The organism is Paenibacillus sp. EPM92 (genome assembly GCF_016586185.1).
In the GTDB taxonomy this organism is placed as follows: domain Bacteria; phylum Bacillota; class Bacilli; order Paenibacillales; family NBRC-103111; genus Paenibacillus_G; species Paenibacillus_G validus.
Window position 1 is genome coordinate 48,044 of record NZ_BCPS01000023.1, and the last position, 20,533, is coordinate 68,576.

Consider the following 20,533-nt stretch of genomic DNA (forward strand, 5'->3'; position numbering starts at 1 on the left):
GCGCGGCATTGACAACGAGACGCAAGCAAGTTATATTTTACCAAAAATACTTTCACAAGAATAGTATTTTTATAAAACAATTTCAGTTGGCTCAAGGAGGCTGTGCCTGTATGGAACGATTCAATCCTTCATTTCGAGAATCTCTGATCATCCCGCTTTGGAGCATCACGGTCATGTTGGTCGTCATGAATACAACGATGTTTAATGTCGCGCTGCCGACGGTCGCTCAAGCCCTGCATTTAACGGCTACCAGCGCTTCGTGGATCGTCACGGGATACTCCATTTTGTTTGCCATATCCTCCATCACCTACAGCCGCCTCTCGGACTTCATCCCGATTCGGACGCTGCTGACGCTCGGCTTGCTCCTGCTCGGTGGAGCGTCGATCGTCGGCATGCTGGCGACGAATTACTACATGCTGATGGCCGCCCGCCTGCTGCAGGCCGTCGGCGCCGCATCGGCGCCCGGTCTCGGCATCGTGCTCGTGACGCGTTACATTCCGGTCGAACGGCGCGGACGCTCGATGTCGGGCATCGTCTCCGCCGCTTCGTTCGGCTTTGGCTTCGGACCGATCGTCGGCGGGATACTGACGCAATACATCGGCTATTCCTCGCTGTTCGCAGTGACGGCGCTCGTCCTTCTGGCGCTTCCCGTCTTCCTGCGCCATCTGCCCAAGCAAGCTGCGGCCCCCGTTCGATTTGACGGGTGGGGCGCGCTCTTCATCGGGGTCGGTGCAACGGGGCTGCTCCTGTACTTGACCGGACATCAATGGCTGCCTCTGGCGCTTGGCCTTGCTGCGCTCTTCGCGTTCTGGGTGCGCATTCAGCGCGTCGAGCACGCGTTCGTTCAGCCCGCCTTATTACGTAAACCTAAATACATGAGCTTGATCGCCATCAGTTTTGTCTCCTATGTACTGCACTTCTCCACCTTATTCCTGATGCCGGTCATCCTTACCCACTTATTCGGCAAAAGCTCTTCCGTCACCGGGCTGCTCATCTTTCCCGGGGCCATCTTAACCGCTCTCCTGTCTCCGCAGATCGGACGCTGGATCGACCGTCTGGGCAACGCTCCCGTCATGGTAAGCGCGCATGTCCTGCTGCTGCTATCCGCTGCCGGGTTCGTCCTGCTGTCCACGCAGTCGGCCTATTTCATCGGTGCCGCCTATCTCTTCATGAGCGTGTCGGTCTCGGCCATCGGCTCCAGCGTATCCAACGAGATGTCGCGCATTTTGGACAAAAGCGAGATTGGCGGGGGGATGGGGCTGTCGCAGCTCGCGCAATTTTTCGGCGGCGCGCTCGGCGTAGCCCTGACGAGCGCCTCGCTGGTTTGGCAAGCGGCGCGGCCGCTGGAGGCCGCCTATGCAGCCGTCTTCTGGGTCATGCTCGCTGGTGCAGTTCTCTCTTTGCTGCTGTCCGTTCAATACGTGCGCGCCGGTCGCCGTAAACTGGCAGCAGCGCCGCTTGCCGCCTCCGAGTGATCCATGCGGCTGGTATGCTCATGAAAAATCCCCATAAAGCGAAACCATCCGTTATTCCGGATGTCCGCTTCATGGGGATCGCCTTGCTTAACCGAGGGCGATGTTATTGTTCTTGCTGCTGCCCGGTGTTGATGACGGCACAGCTTCCCGGATACCCGTCGTTCTGCATCGTTTCTTCCAAGTGCTCCCGCATCTCGCCGTCTCCCGGCAGGTCGGCTGCAAGCTTGGCCGGAGACTGATTAAACTCGACGTGACCCTTCGGTTTACGATCCGTCATTCGCCCTTCACTCCTTTTGGACTGTGTCAACTGCTCCGTAAAGCTGTATGCTCCCTGCCTAACCTGCAAACCGCAGGATAGCCTGGGCCCATACTTCCTTTACGGGAGGTATTGTTGCCCATAAGGCCGGAAATCATCACGTTCATCAGGCTGCGTATTGAGCCCGCCCAGGCCGGGAGGCCCTCCGCCGGTATCTCAGGCAAGAAAATCGTTCTACCCGTGCCCAGCCCGGCAGGAATATTCCGTCGACATGTGGAAGTTAGGCCCTATACGATCTTGCCCATAACGACCGGCCTTCGCCCAACTTTTTTCGCTTGCTGTCACAGATTGCTCCTCCTCTCCGTCCTATGCTTGAAACCGAACAAACGGAGGGGATTCCTATGAAAATGTATGATGCAGCTGTTATCGGCGGCGGTTTGGCGGGTCTCATCGCAGCAATCGATCTGGCGAGGGCCAAAAAGTCGGTCATCTTGTTGGAGAAGTCCAGCCGCGTCGGCGGCCGGGCCGTGTCGACCCGCAAGAACGGGGCCATTTTCAACCTTGGCGGCCATGCGCTTTACCCCGGCGGCGAAGCGTATCAAATCCTGCAGGAGCTGGGGGTCAAGCTTGAAGGCGGTTCGCCGCCGGCCAAAGGATTGGCTCTCTGGCGTGGACGCCTAACGACGTTGCCGGGCGATCCTGCCTCGCTGCTCGCCTCCAAGCTTCTCTCGTGGCCGGGCAAAATCGAATTGGGCCGCTTCATGTTAAAGCTCGGCAAGCTCGAGACTCACGCCCTTCCGAACATCGCCTTGCGGGACTGGGCCGAGCGGGAGATTCGCGACCCTATGGTGCGGCATTTGTTCTATGCGCTTTGCCGGACTTCCACCTACGTGCAAGACCCTGACCGCCAATCCGTCGGTCCCGTGCTTCGGCAAGTGCAGCGGTCTCTAAAAAGCGGCGTCCTGTACCTCAACGGAGGGTGGCAGCGGGTGGTCGATCAGCTTCACGATCTGGCCGTTCGCGCCGGGGTCACGGTGCTGAATAACAAGAACGTGACCGGCCTTTTGCAAGAGAACGGCGTCGTTCGGGGCCTTCAATGCACGGACGGCGAGCTCGTCTGCACGCCGAATGTGATCGCAACCGGCTCCCCTGCTGATACGTATCGGCTGCTCGGCGAGGCCGCCGAACGGACGGCGCTGCGGCGCTGGAAGAATGACGCGCGACCAGCCTCAGCCGCCTGCCTCGATCTCGGGCTGAATCGGCTGCCCGTGGCGGACCGGCATTTTGCCATCGGGCTGGATCAGCCGATCTTCTTCTCGCATCATTCGCGGGTGGCGAAGCTGAGCCATAACGGCACGCTGGTCATGCATCTGATCAAATACATCGGCAGCGGTGACAGCCATCCGCAAGCCGATGAACGGGCGCTGGAGCAGACGATGGATCTGCTGCACCCCGGTTGGCAGCAAGAGGTGGTCGCCCGCCAATATTTGCCGAACATCACGGTCGTGCACGACTATATGCATATCGGCCGCCAGGATTCGCAGCCCGGTCCAGCCGTATCGGAGGTGCGCGGACTGTATGTAGCCGGAGACTGGGCGAGCCATGGCGAAATGCTCGCCGATGCGGCGGCTGCCAGTGCCAGACGAGCGGCCTTGCGGTTGCTGAAGGACCTCGCCGCGACGGCGAATCACGCTATAACCATATAACGAACTGGCGCGGCGCTTGCTTCCAGGAGGCGGTAGGCGGCGAAGCTATGGAAGAGGAAGGGTGTTAGCTATGGAACCTAAGCACACGACCGAGCAATTGTATGCCGCCTACAAGCCTTTGTTATTTTCCCTGGCCTATCGGATGCTTGGCCGCGTCATGGATGCCGAGGATATCGTCCAGGAAGCTTTTCTTTCCTTGAACGGAGCCTTGCCCGAGCATGTGCGCCATCCGAAGGCGTATTTGTGCAAAATCGTCACCAACCGCTGCATCGATTTGCTCCGTTCGGCAAGCAAGCAGCGCGAAGTGTACGTAGGGCCTTGGCTGCCGGAGCCGCTTGTTGCGGAGGAGGACGGTTCCGGCTCCGGCTTAGGCGACCCGTCCCGCCACTATGTACAGAAGGAGTCCGTCTCCACCGCTTATTTGCTGCTGCTTCAGCAGCTCTCTTGGGTCGAGCGGGCCGTCTTCCTGCTGCGCGAGGTGCTGCAGTACGAGTACGACGAGATCGGCGAGATCGTCGGCAAGAGCGGCACAAACTGCCGGCAAATTTTTCATCGGGCCAAACGCAGCCTTGGTACGCATGCGGCGCCGGCCGCCGGGGACCCGCCCTCTACGGGCTCCGGCGTTCAACTGCACACTCCGGCCGCGGGGTCTGCAGCCGGCGGCCTGGTGGAGCAGTTCGTGTCGGCGCTCGCCAGCGGCGATATGGCGAAGCTGCTGCGTCTCCTGTCCGAGGACGCCGCGCTCTACTCGGACGGAGGCGGCAAAGTCACCGCCGCGGTTCGCCCGATCTTGGGAGCGGAGCGCATCTCCCGCTTCCTGGCAGGCCTTCTTGAGAAGGTGCAGGACGGCTTCTCCTATCGCTTCGCCGTCGTCAACGGGTATACCGGTATCGTCACCTACGTCCACGGGCGGCCGTTGAACGTCTTCTCGTTCCACGCCGAGAACGAACGGATCGAAGCGATCTATATCGTAGTCAATCCGGAGAAGCTGAAGCATGTGAAGTGAAGCGTGCGCAGCCAAAAAACCCCCATTGGACCCAAGTCCGACGGGGGTTAAATGTTATAGACGACTGCTCCGGCCGGCCGACCTAGCGGCCTTCCCGGCCTTCTACCCGACTTCCTTCCGCATGCGTCCGCTGAACTGGCTCTCGTACAGCTCGGCATAGAAGCCGCGCTGCGCCAACAGCTCCTCGTGCGTACCCTGCTCGATGACCGAGCCCTGGTTCATGACGAGGATCAGGTCGGCATGCCGAATCGTCGACAAACGGTGGGCGATGACGAAGCTCGTGCGCCCCTGCATCAGCTCGTTCATCGCTCGCTGAATGTGAATCTCCGTCCGCGAATCGACACTGCTCGTCGCCTCATCGAGGAGGAGGATCGCCGGATCGGCGAGAATCGCCCGCGCGATGGTCAGCAGCTGCTTCTGGCCTTGCGAGATGTTCGACGCTTCCTCATTCAGCACGGTGTCGTAACCGTCCGGCAGCGTGCGGATGAAGTGGTCCGCATAGGCCGCTTTCGCCGCTTGCACGACCTCCTCATCCGTCGCTCCGGAACGGCCGTAGGCGATATTGTCGCGGATCGTGCCGTTGAACAGCCAAGTATCCTGCAGCACCATACCGAACAGCCCGCGAAGCTCGCTGCGCTGCATCTGCGTGATGTCGACGCCGTCAATCGTAATGCGTCCGCCGTTCAATTCGTAGAAGCGCATCAGAAGGTTGATGAGCGTCGTTTTGCCGGCGCCCGTCGGCCCGACGATGGCTACCGTTTGCCCGGACCGCACATCGATATTCATGTCCGCGATCAGCGGCGCATCGTCCTTGTAGCCGAACTTCACGTGCTCGAATCGGACGCGGCCCTTCGCCTGGGCGACGCTGCCGCCAGCTGCCTCCGCCACCTCTTCCGGCTCGTCGAGCAGCTCGAACACGCGTTCCGCCGCAGCAATCGTCGACTGGATGATGTTGGCGATTTGCGCCGTCTGGGTAATCGGCATCGAGAACTGCTTCGAATACGAGATAAACGCCTGCACGTCCCCGATCCGAATCGAGCCCCGCATGACGAGGAGCCCGCCCGCGACGCAGACGAGCACATAGCCGATGTTGCCGATAAAGTTCATCAGCGGCATGATTGTGCCCGAAATAAACTGCGCGCGCCAGCCCGCTTCATACAAGCGGTCGTTGACCGCATCGAACTGTGCGATCGACTTGCGCTCTTGACCGAACGCTTTCACGATCGGGTGTCCGGTGTACATTTCCTCCACATGTCCGTTCAGCTCGCCAAGCGACTGCTGCATCCCGCGGAAATGCTTCTGCGAACGCGGTGTCACCAGCCGGATCACCATAAAGCTGAGCGGCAGCGTCACGACGACGATCAGCGTCATCAGCGGGCTGATCGTCAGCATCATCACCACGACGCCGACGAGCGTTACGACCGAGGTGATCAGCTGGGTCAAGCTTTGCTGCAGTGTCGAGCTGATCGTATCGACGTCGTTGACGACACGGCTTAACGTTTCGCCGTGGGTGTGCGAATCGAAATATTTAAGCGGCAGACGGGCCAGCTTCCGATTGACCTCGGCACGCAGATCGTACACGACCTTCTGCGAGATGCCTGCCATCACATATTGCTGAATGTAGCTGAATAGCGTACTGACCACATAAAGACCGGCCAGCAGCAGGAGCAGGCTGCCGATAAACCCGAAGTCGATGCCTGCGCCAGGCACACCCTTCATCTTCGCCATCATGCCTTCGAACAGCTTGGTCGTCGCGTCGCCCAAAATTTTCGGGCTGACGATGGAAAATACGGTGCTCAGCACCGCTGTGAGGAAGACGACCATGAGCGCCGTGCGATGCGGCTTGAGATAACCGATCAGCCGGCGCAGCGTGCCCTTGAAGTTTCTGGCCTTTTGCACGGGCATGCCCATGCCGGGGCCGCCGCGTCCGGGACCGAAGCCGAAGCCCTGAGCGGGACCGCCGGGTCTGCCGCCCATGCCGCCGGCTCCGCCTGAACCGCCGGCGCCTCCTTGAGAACGTTCGTGCGGACGCTCACTCATGCGATCTCCTCCTCCGATAGCTGCGAAGCTACAATTTCCCGGTACACGTCCGACGTCTGCAGCAGCTCGCGGTGCGTACCCATCCCGACGATTCTGCCTTCGTCGAGAACGATAATCCGGTCGGCGTCAATGACCGTGCTCACCCGCTGTGCGACAAGAATGACGCACGCATCCGCGGTTTCCGCCCGCAGGGCTTCGCGCAGCTTCGCATCGGTCTTGAAATCGAGCGCCGAGAAGCTGTCGTCGAACACATAGATGCCGGGTTTACGCACAAGCGCCCGCGCGATGGAGAGCCGCTGCTTTTGCCCGCCGGATACGTTGGCCCCCCCTTGCGAGATGGGCGAATCATAGCCGTCCTTCATGCCCCGGATGAACTCGAACGCCTGCGCAATTTCGGCGGCTCGGCGAACCTCTTCGTCCGTCGCCTGCTCCTTGCCGAAGCGGATGTTATCGGCAATCGTACCGGTAAACAGCAGCGCCTTCTGCGGCACAAGGCCGATCTGCGCCCGCAAGCTTTCCTGCGTCAGCTCGCGCACGTCGATGCCGCCGACGAGCACCTGCCCTTCCTCCACGTCATAGAAGCGCGGGATGAGGTGCACAAGCGTCGACTTGCCCGAACCGGTGCCGCCGATAATCGCTGTCACTTCGCCGGCGTGCGTCGCGAAGGAGATGTTCGAGAGCGCCTGCATCTCCGCGCCCGGATAGCGGAACGATACATTCCGGAATTCGACGGACGGTCTTGCCGAGCCCGCACTCCGCTTCCCTCCATCAGCATCCCGGATGTCAGGCATCATGCTCAGCACCTCGTTGATCCGGGCCGCCGAAGCGGACGCTCTCGGAATCATGATGAACATCATCGAAGCGAAGACGAGCGAGAACATGATTTGCCACGCATATTGGATGAAGGCGATAAGATCGCCTATCTGCATATGTCCGGCATCGATCCGAATACCGCCGAACCAGATAATCGCAATGCCGGCGAAATTAAGCACCAGCATCATCACCGGCATCATGAACGCCATAATGCGGTTCACTTGAATCGCCGTATTCGTCAAATCGCGATTGGCCCGGTCGAACCGCTCCTGTTCGTGACCGATCCGGTTGAACGAACGGATCACACGGATGCCGGTAAGATGCTCCCGCAGCACAAGGCTCAGCTTATCCAGCTTCGTCTGCACCGCTTTGAAGAGCGGACCGCCCTTGCGGAAGACAAGGAAAATGAATCCGGCCAGCACAGGCACGACGGAGATGATAACCATCGCCAGCGCAGCGTCCTTCGACACCGCCATCACGATGCCGCCGATACACATCATCGGGGCCATGACCATCACGCGCATCATGATCGTCAGCACCTGGTTCAATTGCGTAATATCGTTCGTCGTCCGGGTAATGAGCGACGCCGTGCCGAGCCGATCGAATTCGCTTAACGAGAATCGCTCCACATGCCCGAACAGCCGGCTGCGCAAATCGCGGGCAAACCCGCTCGCCGACTTCGCGGACCACAGACTCGCCCCGACCGAGCACAAAGCGCCGCAGGCGGCGACCAGCAGCATCAACCCGCCGATGCGCCAAATATAAGGCGTGTCGCCTTGAACGACGCCGCGGTCGACGATGTCGGCCATCAGGGTAGGCAAATACAGCTCCGCGATCGATTGCAGGAACACGAGCAGCAGCACGAGCCCAACCTGCCGGCGATAAGGCCTTAGAAAACGAAGCAGTTTAATCATAGGTTCACCTTCACTTTCCTTCGAATCCGATTCTTCAGGAATCCGTCTCCCGCTCCGGCGGCGGTTCGGCGGCCTGCGCACGGTAGTATGCGGCAACATCGTCGAGCAATTCGATGAGCTGTAAGCTGCGTTCGTGGCCCAAGTGGTCGATCAGTCCCTTCATTCCCTCCAGCATCGCTTCTTCCGCCTGCCCGGTTTCCCGTCTTCCGGCTTCAGTCAGCCGAATGCGCACAGCTCTTCGATCGTCCGGATCGGTACCTCGCTCCAGCAGCCCTCTGGCTACGAGCAAGTTAACCGTCTGTGTGACGGTCGGCAAAGAAACGCGCAGAATGCCGCTGATCTCCGACATCTTCAAGCCGGGCGAGCCGGCCGACATCCCCCGGCGAATGGCAAACAGCAGCATCGTTTCGCTTCGCGTACAGCCTTCGGCCGGTCGCCGGCCGCTCCAGTTCATATGCCGCAGCTGACGGAAGGCGCGGATGAGCTCATGGGAAGTGGTGTATTCAGTAGTCAATCGCAACAGCCTCTTTTCGCCTCTTAATAACCGAAATATTTAGTTAGATAACCTAATTATATAGATATTAATTATTTACTGTCAACGCAATTCCGCGATGGGCATCGGAAGCGGCAGGAAGCACGCCGGGCAGCATCCGATGCCGCTCCAAACCGCCGTACGGCCCCGGCGTCCGATACCGCGATCAGCAAGCAGTATGCGGCATGTCCGCATCCCTTGCCCGTTCCGCTCATTCTTCTGAATAGCCGTATTCCTGCTCTTCCCGCCATAAGGCACATCTTATTCCAGCTAACTTTATGTAAGCGAACCGCCGTGTTATACTCGAGAAAAGAATGAGTTCTCTCACCACACGCTTCAGGCGTATCCGAGAATGGAGGGCTGTTGATATGAACCAGATGTATATTCGACACACGGTAGGTAGCCGGCTGCTGTTGGATTCGGTGAAGCATAACGCCGATTTCGACATCCAGCCCGTTGACGGACAGTGGCAATTCGTCATCCGGCTTGCGGACGACAAGGTCGCTGAAGAAGTGCTTAAGTTCCGGGACGAGCTTAACCTGTTTGTCGTCGATGACGAGAAGCCGGACGTGAAGACCTGGTACTATTCCTCGGACGGACGGGTCGATTACGATAAGGCCGGACGCACCTTGACCATCATCGCCGACGCCAGACTCGATTATAACGTGTAGTCCGGTACGCAGCCGGACAAACGAAAAACAAAAAGGGAAGGTGATCCCGGATGAGCAAGGAGCGCATTATTGAAGCTTACCGTTTCAGACACGCCTGCAAGGAGTTTGACGCTTCCCGCCGGATCCGTGAGGAGGACTTTCACTTCATTCTGGAGACCGGACGCCTTTCGCCAAGCTCCTTCGGCTTCGAGCCTTGGTCGTTGGTCGTGCTGCAAAATCCGCAAATCCGCGCAAAGCTTCTCCCCGTCACATGGGGCGGGCAGAAGCAAATTCCGACAGCCAGTCACCTCGTCCTTCTGTTGGCGAGAAACGCCTCTAGCCTGAGGCCAGACGCTCCCTATATTACTTCCATGCTGGAAGACGTGCGTAAAATCCCGCCAGAGCTCGTAACCGGCGCCCGCGATCGCTACCGGAAGTTTCTGGACAGCGATTTCAAGCTGAGCGGCAACGATCGGGCGATGTTTGAATGGGCGTGCCGGCAGTCGTATATCGCATTAGGCAACATGATGACGGCTGCAGCCCAGATCGGCATCGATTCATGCCCGATCGAAGGCTTCGACAAGGAGGCGGTAGAGACGCTGCTTCGGGCGGAAGGCGTTGTGACGGGCGACGATTTCGGTCTCGCCTGCATGGCGGCCTTCGGCTATCGTATCCGCGAACCGCGCGACAAGACCAGACGCCCTTTGGACCAAGTGGTGCGCTGGGTTTTGTAACCCGCGCAGCTTAAAGAGGGGCCGGCCTTTGTTTGAGGGCGGCCCCTCTTGGGCATGCATATTTGGTGCGCTTTCCACAGGCGGCTCCCCGCCAGCATCCGGCCGCTACGAGGACTTCACGATCCGAACCGCCGGTTCGTTCGGCCCGGCCGTGTCCCCTTCCGGATCGGGAAACAGCCGATCCATCCGGATCGCCGCGGCGTTCCGGTCTTTGAACGTCACATGGCTCCGCTTAAACCCGGTCGGCGACTCCAGGCCGCAAGAAGCGGCAAGCATAAAGACGCCTTCGCGCACCGTCGCCAAATAGTTAGCCGTCCGAAACCGCTTCTCCTGCACAACAAGTCCCTGCTTGAGCTCCGGCTTATGGCTCGTCACCCCGGTCGGGCATTCGTTCGTATTGCACTTGAGCGCATTAATACAGCCGATCGTATTCATCGCCGCCCGCGCGACGTTGATCAAATCCGCGCCGAACGCGAGCGCGATAGCCATCTTGTCGGCGGAGGCCAGCATGCCGCTGGCGAAAATTTTCACCCGGCCGCGAACGCCGTATTTGCGCAGCGTACTGTCGACGATCAGCAGTGCCGAATACAGCGGGAGCCCCAAAGAATCGGCCATCTCCATATACGTAGCGCCCGTTCCGCCCTCACCGCCGTCCACGGTCAAGAAGTCGGGCGAGCGGCCCGTGCTCCGCATATAGTCGGCCAGCTCCTCCACCGCCAGCTCGCTGCCCGCCACCAGCTTCACGCCGACCGGCTTGCCGGACAACGCGCGCAGCTTCTCGATGAAATCGAACAATGTCGGGATATCATGGAAGTCGGTAAAACGGTTCGGCGACTCCACATCTTGATCCCAATCCATCGGGATCCCGCGGATTCGGCGGATCATCGGCGTCAGCTTGCTCTTCGGCAGCTTGCCGCCGCGCACCTTCGCCCCCTGCGCCAGCTTCACTTCGATCAGCTTGACTTCCGGCCGCCCGGCCGTCTGCAGGAAAGCTTGTTCGTCGAACGTTCCATCCGCATCGACCCGGGAGCCGTTCTTGGCCGAACCGATCTGATAGATCAGATCCGTCTCCTTACGCTGCAAATAGCCGCGATCCACAAGCCGCTCAGCCGCGAGCACGTACGGATTGCGTTCCATGTCGAACACATCCATGGCGTCGTGCTCGATACCGCTCAAGTCCTTCATAATCTCAAAGGTCGACACGAGCAGCTTCCTGCCTACCAAGTCGTACACCTGAAGCTCCTCCGGTTGCTCCGGCCGGGGCAGCTTTCGGTCCCGCATCTCGTACACTTTGGACAAGTGATACGGCGACAGCCCGCCCTCTCCCGTATTCATCCAGGTGCCGGTTGCAATGGCAGCGCCTTGCGCCAGCGCCATCACCGCATGGTCGGACAACGAGCCGAAGCTCATCGCCGAGATGCCGATAAACCCTTGCGTCCGGTAAGGCTGCCGAACGTCGTTGCAGCCGCCGATGACAACGGCATCGCGCGCGTCAAGCAGCCAAGGCTTCGCCGACGTGAGATACCTTGTCTCCTTCCGGGAGACAAGCCCTTCCTTCACGATTTGATACTTATACGTGATCGAGATCGGGGACGACTGATCGACCGCGAGCTCATCCCCATTTTTAGGGAACATCGCGTTGTTCAAATAAAAGCCTTCCTGCGAGAAATCTTTACGCGAACCGAACCCGATGACGGTGGATCCGTATTTGCCCGCTTTGGCAATATACCCCTGCGTGTCCCGGTCGATCGGTCTGCCCTCTTTATCGCCCCAGATGAAATATTGGCGAAGCTCCGGGCCCAGCATTTCGAACACATACCGGAATCGGCCGATCACCGGATGCGTCCTCAGAATCGAATGCTGCTTCTGAATATATTTGTCCCATACATAGACCCCCGCTACCGTCAGCGGGAGCGCCAGAACGACGACCTTCGTCACGATATCGAGAATCGCCCACCATACATCGAACATTGTACCGCCTCATTTCCGTCTAAGATGCAACCTCATCTTTGAATGAAAACGTATACAACTTCTTCTGTTTCTTTCATTGCCGACTCCTGACCAGGAGGTAGAGCATGATGGGGCGTTCGCCGACATGGGCTGCAGCGCCGCGCATTTCCACCCCTACCATCTTATTCCGGCATTCGAAAATTCGACTGGCGTTTCGCCCATTTCCCGGTATGAATCGCCCCGCGTCGGGAAGGAGAAGTCTGCGGCTGCCGTTCTTTGCGGCTCCACGGATCCGGCCTATCCCCCGGCCTCATCGCCAACAAAAAAACCGCGATCCCAAAGTTCGGACTGCGGTTATTATTCCAATATGAACTTTTCCTTCGCGTCTTATCGGAACGACTTGCGGTCCGCGTTCGAGTTGATAAGTGATGGGAGCATCCTGGTGTCGCTGACCATTGGAGATGCGCATAACGGGCAGCTCGGCTCGTGTTCGAACGCAAAGTTGTCCCGCATCCACCCCTTGCAGCCATCCAATGTACAAGACCAGATCGCGGTTTGCTCCGTAGGGATTTCCTCTAACGTCTTCTTACGAAAATTCATGAATACTCCCCCTTCTTATCCTTATCCGAAAAGAAAAACTGCTCTTAACAACCGTTAAGAGCAGCTAGGTTTCTTAGTAAACTTTAACGACGTTCTCAGCTTGCGGTCCGCGGTTGCCTTGAACCACATTGAATTGAACGCGTTGGCCTTCGTCCAAAGACTTGAAGCCTTCGCCTTGGATTGCGCTGAAGTGAACGAATACGTCGCTGCCGCCTTCAACTTCGATAAAGCCAAAACCTTTTTCTGCGTTAAACCATTTAACTGTACCTGTTTGCATTGTTTGTTGCCTCCAAAATTGTTTTTAACATGTTCATTTTTCCTATACGAAAAAAATTCACACATTGAAAAAAGTACCCTTCTAAACATGACACCTTTTTCAATATGCGAATTCCGGTTTCAAATTTTTCAATTACATACATCTTATCACAGCTGGAAGCAGAAAGCAAATACTATGATACTCCGTCCAAAGCAGAGGGATTCCCCGCCTGAAGGCTAGCTTCGAATACCGCCTTCGGTCCGTTTTCTCCTCGTCTTGCTTCCCCTAGAATAAAGACATGAACAACACCCGCGAAACCGGCCGCCGGCCGAATGAATCTTACCTGATCCCGAAAGGAGAACGAACCATGAATAGATTATACCGTTCCAGAACGGACAACAAAATGACGGGTCTTTGCGGAGGGATTGCCGATTGGCTCGGGCTTAACGCAACGCTCGTCCGGTTATTGGTCGTGATCGCCGCCTTCTGCAGCTTCGGAACGACGATGCTCCTATACTTTATCGTCAGCCTGGTAATCCCGAAAGCGCCATACGGCCCTAATCCTTACAACCAATCTTACACCACTTATTAAATTAAAGCGCGTCTGGACGAATATAACCGGCTGGCGGAGCAGTGCGAGAGGCAGGCGGTCGAGGCGTTGGCAGAAGAACGTACGGCGGAAGCCCGGCTGGCGCTGGAAACGCAGCTGCGCAGCGTACCGCCGACTCCCTAATAAAGACCGGACTGCCGGCCGGAACCTTGGCAAGCCCCCCTGCTTTGGCAGGGGGGCTTGCCTTGTTCTAGGAGTAGATGGCGCTGCCGCCTTCTTTAAACGCTTTGGCCTTCTCCTTCATCCCTTCTGCAACGGCCTGCTCATCCGTGAGCTTTTCTTGCTTGGCAAACTCGCGAATATCATGGGTGATCCTCATGCTGCAAAACTTCGGACCGCACATCGAGCAGAAATGGGCCGTCTTGGCCCCTTCGGCCGGTAACGTTTCATCGTGATATTCCATCGCTCTTTCCGGATCCAGCGACAGATGAAATTGATCTCTCCACCGGAACTCGAACCGGGCTTTGGATAAGGCGTTGTCCCTCTCCTGCGCGCCGGGATGGCCCTTGGCCAAATCCGCCGCATGCGCAGCGATTTTATAGGCGATGACCCCTTCGCGAACATCGTCCTTATTCGGAAGACCCAGATGCTCCTTCGGGGTCACGTAGCACAGCATCGCCGTACCGAACCAACCGATCATGGCCGCGCCGATAGCCGAAGTAATATGATCATAGCCGGGGGCGATGTCCGTCGTTAAAGGGCCTAAGGTGTAGAACGGGGCCTCCTTGCACACCTCCATCTGACGATCCACATTCTCCTTGATCTGATGCATCGGCACATGACCGGGCCCTTCCACCATCACCTGTACATCGTGCTTCCAGGCCAGCTGCGTTAACTCGCCTAGCGTCTCCAGCTCCGCAAACTGGGCCTCATCGTTCGCATCGGCAATGGACCCGGGACGCAGGCCGTCCCCGAGAGAAAAGGCTACATCATAAGCTTTCATAATTTCGCAAATCTCTTCAAAATGCGTATACAGGAAGTTTTCCTGGTGATGCGCCAGACACCACGCCGCCATGATGGAACCGCCGCGGGATACGATCCCGGTCACACGATTCGCGGTCATCGGTATATAACGCAGCAGCACGCCGGCATGAATCGTGAAATAGTCGACGCCCTGTTCCGCTTGCTCGATAAGCGTATCCCGGTAAATGTCCCAGCTTAAATCTTCCGCTTTGCCATGGACCTTCTCCAGCGCTTGATACAAGGGTACCGTTCCGACAGGCACGGGGGAGTTGCGGATAATCCATTCGCGGGTCGTATGTATTTGCTTGCCCGTCGACAAATCCATGATCGTGTCCGCCCCCCAACGGGTAGCCCACCGCATCTTCTCCACTTCCTCCTCGATCGAAGAAGCAACCGCCGAGTTCCCGATGTTCGCATTGATTTTCACCAAGAAGTTGCGGCCGATAATCATCGGCTCGCTTTCCGGATGGTTAATATTCGACGGAATAATCGCCCGGCCGCAAGCGACCTCGCTGCGGACGAATTCCGGCGATACGTTCTCCCGAATCGCGATGTATTCCATTTCCGGCGTAACGATCCCTTGTCTGGCATAATGCATTTGGGTTACGTTGGCGCCCGGCTTCGCTCTTAACGGTTGGCGTTCCAGGCCTGGGAACCGCTCCGGACTGTCCGGCTGTCCCTGCTTGTAGCCGTTGTCTTCGGGCTTGACGGCGCGGCCTGCATAAGCTTCCGCATCGCCGCGCTGCAAGATCCAGTTCAACCGGTTCCGGGGCAAGCCCTTGCGGACGTCCGCGCTGTACGAGCTGTCCGTGTAGGGGCCGCTGCTATCATACACACGAACGGGGGGATTCTCCTGCTCGGTACCGCCGACGGCCGTCGGCGTTAACGTAATTTCCCGCATCGGAACTTGAATATCCTCGCGGGAGCCTTGCACATACACTTTCCTGCTTCCCGGTATAGACGATAAATTCGGGACGACTTCCACTTTCTTGTTTTCGCTTGCCATTTCATTTCCTCCTCGGATGAATGTGGAGCAAGCGGAGAATTCCTTGTATACGCCAAAAAAGACCGCAACGAAGAAGCGGTCTTTGTGTGTACAAAGGCTAAGTCTTTTCCTCCGCTGGCATTACCCAGATCAGGTATTACGGTCGATAGCATTAGGGCTACCCTCTCAGCCTGGCTCACCAAGCTCCCGTGTTTATTCGGTTGTCGTAACTATCATATTACAGATCGCCCGTAAAAATCAATCCATAGCTTTTCGGGAGTCTGCCTGTCGGGAACGTTGCTTTTATCGCCCTTGATGTAGTATTTTGGGTATGAAGGGCTTGTTCGCATGATCGATAGACCAGGACGATTCCCCTTCCATCCGGACAGGGTAGATATAAAGGAGATTATCGCCATGAAGCTCGATCCAAACACGGAAACACCTGCCGGTTCAGGCTCCGGCGAACCGGACAAGCATTTGCGCGTTCTCGTGATGACCGCAGTCGCTGCCGAGCGAGACGCGGTGCTGCGCGGGCTCCGCGGATCCGGCAGATTCGATGTCCTGCTGGCCGGTGTCGGCCCGGCTATGGCCGCCGCCCGTACGGCAAGGGCATTAGCCTCGGCCGAGTACGGCTTGGTCGTAAGCGCCGGGATCGGCGGCGGATTTATCGGCAGGGCTGAAGTGGGGTCCCTGGTGGTGGCGAATGAGATCGTAGCCGCCGACCTGGGCGCGCAAACCCCGGAAGGCTTCTGCAGCCTGGACGAGTTGGGCTTCGGCTCTTCCCGCATCCAGGTCGACCCCAGCCTGACGATCCGGGTAACGGAGGCGCTGCAGGCGGCCGGACAGCCGGTTTATGCAGGCCCCGTACTTACCGTATCGACGGTGACCGGAACGGCGGCGCGAGCCTTGGAGCTGGACGTCCGGGTGCCGGGGGCTGCCGCCGAGGGGATGGAGGGGTTTGGTGTAGCTGCCGCCGCCCTCGACAGCGGCGTGCCGATCCTCGAAATCCGTGCCATCTCGAATGCGGTCGGTCCGCGTGACCGGACTGCCTGGCGTATCCAGGAAGCGCTGGACGCACTGGAAGCTGCAAGCACAGTATTACTGGAGGTGTTATGATGAACATTGCCTTTTCTCCTTGCCCCAACGACACGTTTGTTTTCCACGCCTGGGCGCACGGGCTGCTGCCCGGAGCTCCGAAGCTTGACGTCATGTACGCAGACATCGATATTACGAACACGCTGGCCGCCGGCCCGGACGGGCCGGAAGTGCTCAAGATCTCGTATGCGGCGCTGCCTTGGGTACTGTCCGATTACGCGCTGCTGCCGTGCGGGGGCGCACTTGGCAGAGGCTGCGGGCCCCTGGTGCTGACGGCCAATCCTGCAGTCAGCGCCAAAGGCCCGGCGGCCCTGAGCGGCCGGCGCGTAGCGGTACCGAGCGAGCGGTCAACCGCCTACCTGCTCTTCCGGCTATGGGCTGCTCAGCAAGTGCCGGGAGGCGTCGGCGAGATTGTGATTATGCCGTTTCACGAGATCATGCCGGCCGTACGCGATGGCGTGATCGATGCCGGTCTGGTGATCCACGAGGCGCGTTTCACCTATCCGTCGTACGGGCTCACTCTCCTGACCGACTTAGGCAGCTGGTGGGAGAGCGACACCAACCTGCCGATTCCGCTCGGGGCGATCGTCGCCAAGCGGTCGCTGGACCTGCAAGCGATCGCCGGCTGGATCCGCGCATCCGTCGAATACGCCTGGGCGCACCCGGAAGCGTCGCGCGATTACGTGCTAACCCACTCCCAGGAACTGGCCCCCGAAGTCGCCCAAGCGCACATCGACTTGTACGTGAACGAATTTACCGCGAATTTGGGAGACAGCGGATATGCCGCGGTGAATGCGCTGCTCAGCCGCGCCGCACAAGAAGGGCTGGTGCCGAAGATCGATCCGGCTGCCCTGCGGCTGCCGCAGGCATAACGATCAGGTGGCGCCGGGTCTCACCTGCCGCTTATTTATAAAACACATTTCCATACTTGGAAACACGCGGCGGCTTTCCTAGCGAATGCCGCGTATTTCCGTCGTTTTCTCCGTTCTCGCGATCCATCGGGACAACGTCAACAATGGCGTCGGGATCGATGGAATGAATGAGGTCTCGCAGTGTCAGCTCTTCCAGCCTGTAGATGACCAATTGCAGCCTGTGCACGACCGCGCGATCCCCGCTTTGTATGCTTGCAAACCGTACCAGGTTACGCCCTGTCTCCCGTTTGACCGCTTCCTCCATGATATCCCCATGGCGGGTGTTAATCCGCATCATCCGATTCAACGACCGCACGTTCAGCAACCGATATCCCGCGATAAACGAAGTTGCCAGCACAATCGCATAAAAGACTGCATCGTATATCATCAGTTCATGTCTCACTTGGGTTCCTCCTCACCACATGGGTTAGAAGCTCCTTGACTCGACGCTTTTGTAACAGACTCGCATTCCTGCTGCTCCAGCTTTATCCCTTTTGTTTCTCACGGTTTAATCGGGATAGTTTAAATACGCGATCCAGGCCTTTGTATATCACTTTGGTTTCCTTCGTTAGCAGCGGCCCCAGCACCGCCAGAATCAATACGTACAGCGCCGCAAACGGCTGCACGATCGGCAGCAAGCCTCCCGCTTTGGCCAGGTTGGCCATAATAATTGAAAATTCGCCGCGCGCCACAATCGTGAGTCCGATATTCACAGACGCTTTCGGAGACAAGCCGGCGCTATGCCCGGCCCACATGCCTGCGGCGAAATTGCCGAGCAGCGTCAGCGCGACCGCGCCTAAAGACAGCCAGACGGCGCCGCCGAGCGAGAAGGGATCGATCGTCAGACCGAAGCTGAAGAAGAAGATCGCCCCGAAAAAATCGCGAAACGGTAAAATCAGATGCTCGATCCGCTTCATATGCTCGGTTTCGGCGAGCACCAGCCCGACGAGCAGCGCTCCGATCGCCTCCGCCACATGGATCGTTTCCGAGAACCCGGCGATAATGAACAGCCCGGCGAAAATGACGAGCAAGAACAGCTCATTCGAGCGAATATTCAACAGCCGGTTGAGCAGCGGAACCGCTTTGCGTCCGATGATCAGCACGAGCAGCATAAACCCGAGCGCGATGGACGCGGACAAGAGGACGCCTCCCAACGAGGAGGAGCCGCTGAGAACAAGACCGGAGACGACCGAGATGTAGATAGCGAGAAATACGTCCTCGAACATAATGATGCCGAGTATCATCTCCGTCTCCGGATTGGCCGTACGTTTCAGATCAACCAGCACCTTGGCCACGATCGCACTGGAGGAAATCGTCGTAATCCCCGCTACGATAAGCATCTCCAGAAAGGGAAGCCCCGCCACGAAGCCGAACAGGAGACCCAGCGTGAAATTGATCGCGATATAAATGGTACCGCCTACAGCGATGGACCGGCCCGATTTAATCAACCGCCCCACCGAAAACTCAAGCCCCAAATAAAAGAGCAGGAACAGAACGCCTATCCGGCCCAAAAAATCGATCAATGGCGCACTTTCTATAAACCTCAGATCAAAGTGCCACCACTCGAAGGAATGCGGGCCGACCGCCATGCCAACCAATATATAGAAGGGAATAACGGAGAAGCGCAGCTTGGCGGACAGCAGTCCGGCAAGCGCAATGAGCGCAATCGCCAACCCGATTTCAAATACGATGTAGTTCATAGGTCACTCACTTCCATTCATTAGAATATTTTTGAAATGTTTCTGCTGCCTCCTTTCTCCCGCTACAACAAGCGTCGATTCCGCCTTTAGGACAACTTCGGGCCCCGGATTGATATGCTTGGATTGCTTCTCGACAACGGCGATAATGGTTGCGCCTGAAGTTTGACGCACGTTCAGCTCGCCTATGGTTTTGCCGACGCATTTGTACTCGGGCTCCACCCGATACCATTCAATAATAAGATCATCCAGCGCCATTTCCATCGTCTCCAGCGCCTTTGGCTTGTACGTCATCCCGCCAATAATGCCCGCGACTAACCGCGCTTCATCATCATCCAGCGTAACTAAAGAAATACTCTCGTCGGAGTCCTCGTAATCAAAATGGTAGCATTCCCGCCTGCCGTCATCATGGACGACGATCACCAGCTTGTCTCCCCCCCGTGTCGTGATTTGAAATTTTTTCCCGATTCCAGGGAGATCGCTTTCTCGAATTGTCATATCGATAACCCTCCTATATTTAATTTTCCCTATCCTTAATCCGACACGTACAGAACGTTTCGGCGCAAGGTCCATGGTATCATTATCGTCTTATAGGGACAGTTTTCAGACAACAGCAAACAGACCCTACGCTGTCGTTTTTTTTAAACGAAGCAAGTGCGCATTTGATTATCGCATTCCTTGAAAAATTGGGAAGATTCAGTTTACAGATGAGCCCAGCACAAATAAACGTTCGGACATAACCGAAAAAAGGCTGTTCGTTCATGGAATGATCGCATGTCAGATTGTCAATAACCGACAGGGGCAGGAAGAAACAACTACACGAAGAGGGAGGTAAACTTAATGGGGGATAATAACAGCCGGGTTAAACGGCGCGCGATTTGCGGACGAAAGGAAACGCGGGCTTTTGGAAGCGCTCTCGAGGCGGCATTCTTCATAGCAAGCAGCAGAAAAGAGAAGGCAGAGATATGCCCTGCAAGCCGCAAGCCTTCGGTAGCCGAGGAGTGCTTCCGAACAGTCGCTTGGTTGGAGGTAAAAAATTCCATGCCATGAGACATTGAGGTGCGAGCCGATTCGCCGGCGCTTACCTCGAGACCGGGAGTCGGAGTAGCGAAAAGCATAAACACCATCATTAAAACTAAAGGAATCCAACGATTGGACGAGATATCACGCGAGAACATGCAAATACACCTCCTTTTCCGATGATTATAATGAAATTATACCATGTTTCAGCCTTAACATCCAGATTACTTGCGATTTAGGGCTGGCAAGTTTTCCCCATGCTGTATTAGGTATATATATTCACCAAACCATTTCCTCGTTCTGGATAAAGGCACACCTGC

20 protein-coding genes are annotated in these 20,533 nt (G+C 57.5%); 8 read left to right on the forward strand and 12 right to left on the reverse strand.

What is annotated here, in order from left to right; all coding sequences use genetic code 11:
• Positions 1 to 110: 110 nt before the first annotated feature.
• On the forward strand, positions 111 to 1,475 hold the full coding sequence (locus JMF85_RS03890; protein WP_201317782.1) for an MFS transporter: 1,365 nt from the start codon (positions 111 to 113) through the stop codon (positions 1,473 to 1,475).
• A 103-nt stretch (positions 1,476 to 1,578) separates the two neighbouring features.
• Here the strand turns inward: JMF85_RS03890 and JMF85_RS03895 are convergent, their stop codons facing one another.
• A complete protein-coding gene (locus JMF85_RS03895; RefSeq protein WP_164751724.1) occupies positions 1,579 to 1,752 on the reverse strand; it encodes a hypothetical protein in 174 nt (57 codons plus the stop codon).
• A 380-nt stretch (positions 1,753 to 2,132) separates the two neighbouring features.
• On the opposite strand from JMF85_RS03895, the gene JMF85_RS03900 reads away from it, so the two are divergent.
• Together JMF85_RS03900 and JMF85_RS03905 are read left to right on the forward strand one after the other, a co-directional pair.
• The gene (locus tag JMF85_RS03900) at positions 2,133 to 3,437 is read left to right on the forward strand and encodes a phytoene desaturase family protein (RefSeq protein ID WP_280531807.1); all 1,305 of its coding nucleotides are present in this window, start codon (positions 2,133 to 2,135) and stop codon (positions 3,435 to 3,437) included.
• Positions 3,438 to 3,507: 70 nt separating this feature from the next.
• Positions 3,508 to 4,443, forward strand: coding sequence for an RNA polymerase sigma-70 factor (locus JMF85_RS03905; protein ID WP_201317783.1), 936 nt, complete (start codon positions 3,508 to 3,510; stop codon positions 4,441 to 4,443).
• Positions 4,444 to 4,545: 102 nt separating this feature from the next.
• On the opposite strand, the gene JMF85_RS03910 is transcribed toward JMF85_RS03905, so the two are convergent.
• From JMF85_RS03910 to JMF85_RS03920, 3 genes are read right to left on the reverse strand one after another with little or no spacing between them, the layout of a single operon-like run.
• Positions 4,546 to 6,420 carry an ABC transporter ATP-binding protein gene (locus JMF85_RS03910; protein ID WP_201317812.1) on the reverse strand — a complete coding sequence of 625 codons (1,875 nt, stop codon included), beginning with the start codon at positions 6,418 to 6,420 and terminating at the stop codon, positions 4,546 to 4,548.
• 59 nt (positions 6,421 to 6,479) lie between these two features.
• On the reverse strand, positions 6,480 to 8,210 hold the full coding sequence (locus tag JMF85_RS03915; protein ID WP_201317784.1) for an ABC transporter ATP-binding protein: 1,731 nt from the start codon (positions 8,208 to 8,210) through the stop codon (positions 6,480 to 6,482).
• A gap of 34 nt (positions 8,211 to 8,244) precedes the next feature.
• On the reverse strand, positions 8,245 to 8,724 hold the full coding sequence (locus JMF85_RS03920) for a MarR family winged helix-turn-helix transcriptional regulator (RefSeq protein ID WP_201317785.1): 480 nt from the start codon (positions 8,722 to 8,724) through the stop codon (positions 8,245 to 8,247).
• 386 nt (positions 8,725 to 9,110) lie between these two features.
• Between JMF85_RS03920 and JMF85_RS03925 the strand changes: the two genes are divergently transcribed.
• Positions 9,111 to 9,413 (forward strand): hypothetical protein, encoded by a 303-nt coding sequence (locus tag JMF85_RS03925; RefSeq protein WP_054797217.1) that lies wholly within the window; start codon positions 9,111 to 9,113, stop codon positions 9,411 to 9,413.
• A gap of 50 nt (positions 9,414 to 9,463) precedes the next feature.
• Positions 9,464 to 10,126: an NAD(P)H-dependent oxidoreductase gene (locus tag JMF85_RS03930; protein WP_054797218.1), complete on the forward strand. Its 663-nt coding sequence runs from the start codon at positions 9,464 to 9,466 to the stop codon at positions 10,124 to 10,126.
• Positions 10,127 to 10,231: 105 nt separating this feature from the next.
• Here JMF85_RS03930 and JMF85_RS03935 read toward each other — a convergent pair whose 3' ends face one another.
• From JMF85_RS03935 to JMF85_RS03945, 3 genes are all read right to left on the reverse strand, one after another.
• The gene (locus tag JMF85_RS03935; RefSeq protein ID WP_127605187.1) at positions 10,232 to 12,097 is read right to left on the reverse strand and encodes an FMN-binding glutamate synthase family protein; all 1,866 of its coding nucleotides are present in this window, start codon (positions 12,095 to 12,097) and stop codon (positions 10,232 to 10,234) included.
• Between the two features lie 366 nt (positions 12,098 to 12,463).
• A complete protein-coding gene (locus JMF85_RS03940; RefSeq protein WP_201317786.1) occupies positions 12,464 to 12,676 on the reverse strand; it encodes a cold-shock protein in 213 nt (70 codons plus the stop codon).
• Positions 12,677 to 12,749: 73 nt separating this feature from the next.
• Positions 12,750 to 12,953, reverse strand: coding sequence for a cold-shock protein (locus tag JMF85_RS03945; RefSeq protein WP_054799749.1), 204 nt, complete (start codon positions 12,951 to 12,953; stop codon positions 12,750 to 12,752).
• A gap of 346 nt (positions 12,954 to 13,299) precedes the next feature.
• On the opposite strand from JMF85_RS03945, the gene JMF85_RS03950 reads away from it, so the two are divergent.
• Entirely contained in the window at positions 13,300 to 13,524 is a 225-nt protein-coding gene (locus tag JMF85_RS03950; RefSeq protein ID WP_054797222.1) for a PspC domain-containing protein, read from the forward strand.
• A gap of 208 nt (positions 13,525 to 13,732) precedes the next feature.
• Here JMF85_RS03950 and thiC read toward each other — a convergent pair whose 3' ends face one another.
• Complete coding sequence (gene thiC / locus JMF85_RS03955; RefSeq protein ID WP_127605191.1) at positions 13,733 to 15,511, reverse strand: phosphomethylpyrimidine synthase ThiC; 1,779 nt, start codon at positions 15,509 to 15,511, stop codon at positions 13,733 to 13,735.
• A gap of 393 nt (positions 15,512 to 15,904) precedes the next feature.
• On the opposite strand from thiC, the gene JMF85_RS03960 reads away from it, so the two are divergent.
• Together JMF85_RS03960 and JMF85_RS03965 are read left to right on the forward strand one after the other, a co-directional pair.
• Positions 15,905 to 16,606, forward strand: coding sequence for a futalosine hydrolase (locus JMF85_RS03960; protein ID WP_141334873.1), 702 nt, complete (start codon positions 15,905 to 15,907; stop codon positions 16,604 to 16,606).
• A complete protein-coding gene (locus tag JMF85_RS03965) occupies positions 16,606 to 17,457 on the forward strand; it encodes a 1,4-dihydroxy-6-naphtoate synthase (RefSeq protein ID WP_127605384.1) in 852 nt (283 codons plus the stop codon). Before JMF85_RS03960 ends, JMF85_RS03965 begins: the two co-directional genes overlap by 1 nt.
• 31 nt (positions 17,458 to 17,488) lie before the next feature.
• Here JMF85_RS03965 and JMF85_RS03970 read toward each other — a convergent pair whose 3' ends face one another.
• From JMF85_RS03970 to JMF85_RS03985, 4 genes are all read right to left on the reverse strand, one after another.
• On the reverse strand, positions 17,489 to 17,899 hold the full coding sequence (locus tag JMF85_RS03970) for a YitT family protein (RefSeq protein WP_201317787.1): 411 nt from the start codon (positions 17,897 to 17,899) through the stop codon (positions 17,489 to 17,491).
• An 82-nt stretch (positions 17,900 to 17,981) separates the two neighbouring features.
• Positions 17,982 to 19,196, reverse strand: coding sequence for a cation:proton antiporter (locus JMF85_RS03975; RefSeq protein WP_127605197.1), 1,215 nt, complete (start codon positions 19,194 to 19,196; stop codon positions 17,982 to 17,984).
• A gap of 3 nt (positions 19,197 to 19,199) precedes the next feature.
• On the reverse strand, positions 19,200 to 19,691 hold the full coding sequence (locus JMF85_RS03980) for a cation:proton antiporter regulatory subunit (RefSeq protein ID WP_127605199.1): 492 nt from the start codon (positions 19,689 to 19,691) through the stop codon (positions 19,200 to 19,202).
• Positions 19,692 to 20,008: 317 nt separating this feature from the next.
• Complete coding sequence (locus JMF85_RS03985) at positions 20,009 to 20,371, reverse strand: hypothetical protein (protein WP_054799747.1); 363 nt, start codon at positions 20,369 to 20,371, stop codon at positions 20,009 to 20,011.
• Positions 20,372 to 20,533 lie beyond the last annotated feature (162 nt).

What these genes read in the sequence shown, in the direction of transcription:
- JMF85_RS03890 (WP_201317782.1), top strand. Translation starts at nt 111, where the DNA reads ATGGAACGATTCAATCCTTCATTTCGAGAATCTCTGATCATCCCGCTT.
- JMF85_RS03895 (WP_164751724.1), bottom strand. Translation starts at nt 1,752, where the DNA reads ATGACGGATCGTAAACCGAAGGGTCACGTCGAGTTTAATCAGTCTCCG.
- JMF85_RS03900 (WP_280531807.1), top strand. Translation starts at nt 2,133, where the DNA reads ATGAAAATGTATGATGCAGCTGTTATCGGCGGCGGTTTGGCGGGTCTC.
- JMF85_RS03905 (WP_201317783.1), top strand. Translation starts at nt 3,508, where the DNA reads ATGGAACCTAAGCACACGACCGAGCAATTGTATGCCGCCTACAAGCCT.
- JMF85_RS03910 (WP_201317812.1), bottom strand. Translation starts at nt 6,420, where the DNA reads ATGGGCGGCAGACCCGGCGGTCCCGCTCAGGGCTTCGGCTTCGGTCCC.
- JMF85_RS03915 (WP_201317784.1), bottom strand. Translation starts at nt 8,210, where the DNA reads ATGATTAAACTGCTTCGTTTTCTAAGGCCTTATCGCCGGCAGGTTGGG.
- JMF85_RS03925 (WP_054797217.1), top strand. Translation starts at nt 9,111, where the DNA reads ATGAACCAGATGTATATTCGACACACGGTAGGTAGCCGGCTGCTGTTG.
- JMF85_RS03930 (WP_054797218.1), top strand. Translation starts at nt 9,464, where the DNA reads ATGAGCAAGGAGCGCATTATTGAAGCTTACCGTTTCAGACACGCCTGC.
- JMF85_RS03935 (WP_127605187.1), bottom strand. Translation starts at nt 12,097, where the DNA reads ATGTTCGATGTATGGTGGGCGATTCTCGATATCGTGACGAAGGTCGTC.
- JMF85_RS03940 (WP_201317786.1), bottom strand. Translation starts at nt 12,676, where the DNA reads ATGAATTTTCGTAAGAAGACGTTAGAGGAAATCCCTACGGAGCAAACC.
- JMF85_RS03945 (WP_054799749.1), bottom strand. Translation starts at nt 12,953, where the DNA reads ATGCAAACAGGTACAGTTAAATGGTTTAACGCAGAAAAAGGTTTTGGC.
- JMF85_RS03950 (WP_054797222.1), top strand. Translation starts at nt 13,300, where the DNA reads ATGAATAGATTATACCGTTCCAGAACGGACAACAAAATGACGGGTCTT.
- thiC (WP_127605191.1), bottom strand. Translation starts at nt 15,511, where the DNA reads ATGGCAAGCGAAAACAAGAAAGTGGAAGTCGTCCCGAATTTATCGTCT.
- JMF85_RS03960 (WP_141334873.1), top strand. Translation starts at nt 15,905, where the DNA reads ATGAAGCTCGATCCAAACACGGAAACACCTGCCGGTTCAGGCTCCGGC.
- JMF85_RS03965 (WP_127605384.1), top strand. Translation starts at nt 16,606, where the DNA reads ATGAACATTGCCTTTTCTCCTTGCCCCAACGACACGTTTGTTTTCCAC.
- JMF85_RS03975 (WP_127605197.1), bottom strand. Translation starts at nt 19,196, where the DNA reads ATGAACTACATCGTATTTGAAATCGGGTTGGCGATTGCGCTCATTGCG.
- JMF85_RS03980 (WP_127605199.1), bottom strand. Translation starts at nt 19,691, where the DNA reads ATGACAATTCGAGAAAGCGATCTCCCTGGAATCGGGAAAAAATTTCAA.
- JMF85_RS03985 (WP_054799747.1), bottom strand. Translation starts at nt 20,371, where the DNA reads ATGTTCTCGCGTGATATCTCGTCCAATCGTTGGATTCCTTTAGTTTTA.